The sequence below is a fragment of the Streptomyces mesophilus genome (assembly GCF_011044995.1).
In the GTDB taxonomy this organism is placed as follows: Bacteria; Actinomycetota; Actinomycetes; order Streptomycetales; family Streptomycetaceae; genus Streptomyces; species Streptomyces mesophilus.
Genome location: NZ_JAAKZW010000433.1, coordinates 1 through 2,305, shown reverse-complemented (window position 1 = coordinate 2,305; position 2,305 = coordinate 1). Strand labels below are relative to the sequence as shown.

Below are 2,305 nucleotides of genomic sequence, written 5' to 3'. Positions count from 1 at the left end.
GGCGGTGATCTCGCCACGGCCGACCACGACCATCAACACCCGGCAGCAGAGGCGCTATCCGCTCCCATGCCGCATCCGTCAGCTCACCACGACCCACCACAAGATCAATTATCAGACACGACCTAGGACCTGGGATCCGATGGGACCCGCCGGATCATCCTCGTCTCCGACACGGAGGACACCTGCGCCCCGCCCTCGCCGTGCCAGGTGGCCAAGGAACTGGACGACGCCGGCATCGATGTGAGGATCGACGTCGTCGGCTTCAAGTCGCCTCGAAGGCGCGCGCCGAACTGCGCTGCATCGCCGAGGCCACGAAGGCTCGTACGTCGAGGCGGAGGACGCCGAGGAGCCAGGCTGCTTCTGCGGGGTCAGCTGCTCTGCTTGCCTGTGTGGGGAAGGCAGGGTTGCGCTGGCTGCCTGACGTGGCGACACAGCCCGCACCAGTCCTCGTTCCGCCACACGCCACCTGTCACCGCGTGCCGTAGAGCATCGACCGTGGTCGTCAGGTTCTCGGGCCGCTCCGTAAAGCAGCGCGCGACCCACATGTCTTCTTCGCCCCACCACTTGTGGAGCTTCAGCTGTATCGCAGTCCCGCCGGCGACCCACCACCTGTCGGCGGGTCCAGTTGCCTCGGCGTCGAGGGGAGGGAGGGCGGCTTCGGCGACCGTCGGCTCCTGGCCGGGTTCGGTGGCAACAGCGAAGGTCACATGGGGCCAGTCCCGGACCTGTGACAGCTGGGCGTGGGCCTCCAAGCGTTGAAGGATGCTGCTGTTGATGATCCGGGAACGTCTCGCGAGCGTCATGGTGGTGCTCCCGTCCGATAGGACGTCGACCCGCCAGGTCTGGTCGCCGTCGAGGATGCCTGGGAAGGTCCAGCCGTCGCCGGTGAGGTAGATGGTGGCCTCGCCGTGCAGGCCGTGTTCCATGCCGTTAGGGCCGAGGAGCGGGTACCACAGCCCGCCGTAGCGTTCCTCGAAACGAATCATCGACTCGACGGCCCCAGGCGGCACCGCCGCCTCGTCACCGCCGGAAGTCTCCGCCCGGGCCAGGGCACGTATGCGATCAGCGGGCATCTCAAGGCCGCGCTGTGCCCGCGCCAAGAGCGCCGCGACGCGGGGCGACAAGCAGGGGTCATCGAGGATGTGCACGTCAATACGCTAATGGGTCGGCTCAGTCGACTCGATCACACTGGCAACCATCTTGTCCCGTCCCGTCACTGTCACTCACTCCGTGCGCCCACCTGGTCAAGTACAACGCTCAGTCACAAAACGCGGCGAGCGCCCGCCTCGAGGGCGGGGCAGCGTTCTGTAGGCCCTGCTCCGCGACGGGCGGTGCTACGAACGGGCACCACCCGTCACAGCAGTGTCTTCACGACAAGGTCAGTAATCGAGGTCCAGGTAGTCGATGTCGTTGAGGGTGACGCCGACGTCCCGGGCGTCGAGCAGCCACTGGGAGTAGGCGACGGCCAGGTGCACGGTCAGGCGGCGGACGCGTCCGTCGTCGGTGATGCCGACCGGGGCGGTGTAGCCGAAGCGGGCGTGGGTCTCCACGGTGACACCGATCTCCTGGGCGACGGCTTTCGCACGGCCCAACTGCTTGATGAGATAGCCGATCTGGCCCTTCAAGGGTGCGGGGCGGCTACCGTGAACGCCTCGCGGTCCGCACGGTCGGGGGCGTCGTGGATGTCGCGCATGCGGCTGCTCCCCCTCGTCCAGGACGGCGTCGCCGCCGTTGATGTGGCGGACGGAGAACAGGGCACCCCCATGCGTCCCAGGACAACGAAGCGGGAGCGTGTGCCATCGGCGGGGGCACGTCTTCATCGGCCCTGGAGATCTTGACGGATCTTTTCTCGGAGCAGGGCGGCGCGTTGGTTGAACGTCTCCCGGTCCTCGGCAAATCGCCTGTGGCAGTCCCCCACAGCGCTGTCACCGCGCTCGGCCAGCTCCAGCCAAATACTGGTGTCGACCACGATCTGCTTGGCAGTCGCCAGCACGGCGGACACTGCTTCGACAACCTGGTCGGGCGCTTCCAGATCAACAATCCGGGCCTGCCCCAACAAGGCCTGCTCGGCAGACCGCAAACCCACAACTGCACGCTGCACCAGCTCCACTTCGTTCCCGCCAAGGAACGGCGACACAGACCGCGCCTGAGCCTTGAAATGGTGAGCCGCATCGATAAACGCCACATACGCCTCCCGGCGCAGTTGGCGGCGCCAATGCTCACGCGTCTCCACAAGCTGGTCACGCGACTGCCGTCGCAGCGCCGCCGCAGAAACCAACCCCGCCACCACGGCCCCCACCACACC

General features: G+C 66.9%; 3 protein-coding genes and 1 pseudogene. All 4 read right to left on the bottom strand.

Annotated elements, in window-relative coordinates; translation table 11 throughout:
• Window positions 1-100, bottom strand: a 100-nt coding sequence (locus G6045_RS42295) for a transposase (protein ID WP_408056414.1), incomplete at its 3' end; no start/stop codon positions are given.
• Window positions 101-368: 268 nt separating this feature from the next.
• The gene (locus G6045_RS40330; protein WP_165337217.1) at window positions 369-1,148 is read right to left on the bottom strand and encodes a hypothetical protein; all 780 of its coding nucleotides are present in this window, start codon (window positions 1,146-1,148) and stop codon (window positions 369-371) included.
• A gap of 231 nt (window positions 1,149-1,379) precedes the next feature.
• Window positions 1,380-1,693, bottom strand: a pseudogene (locus G6045_RS40325) (hypothetical protein).
• A gap of 123 nt (window positions 1,694-1,816) precedes the next feature.
• On the bottom strand, window positions 1,817-2,305 hold a 489-nt coding region (locus G6045_RS40320), incomplete at its 5' end, for a hypothetical protein (protein ID WP_165337216.1).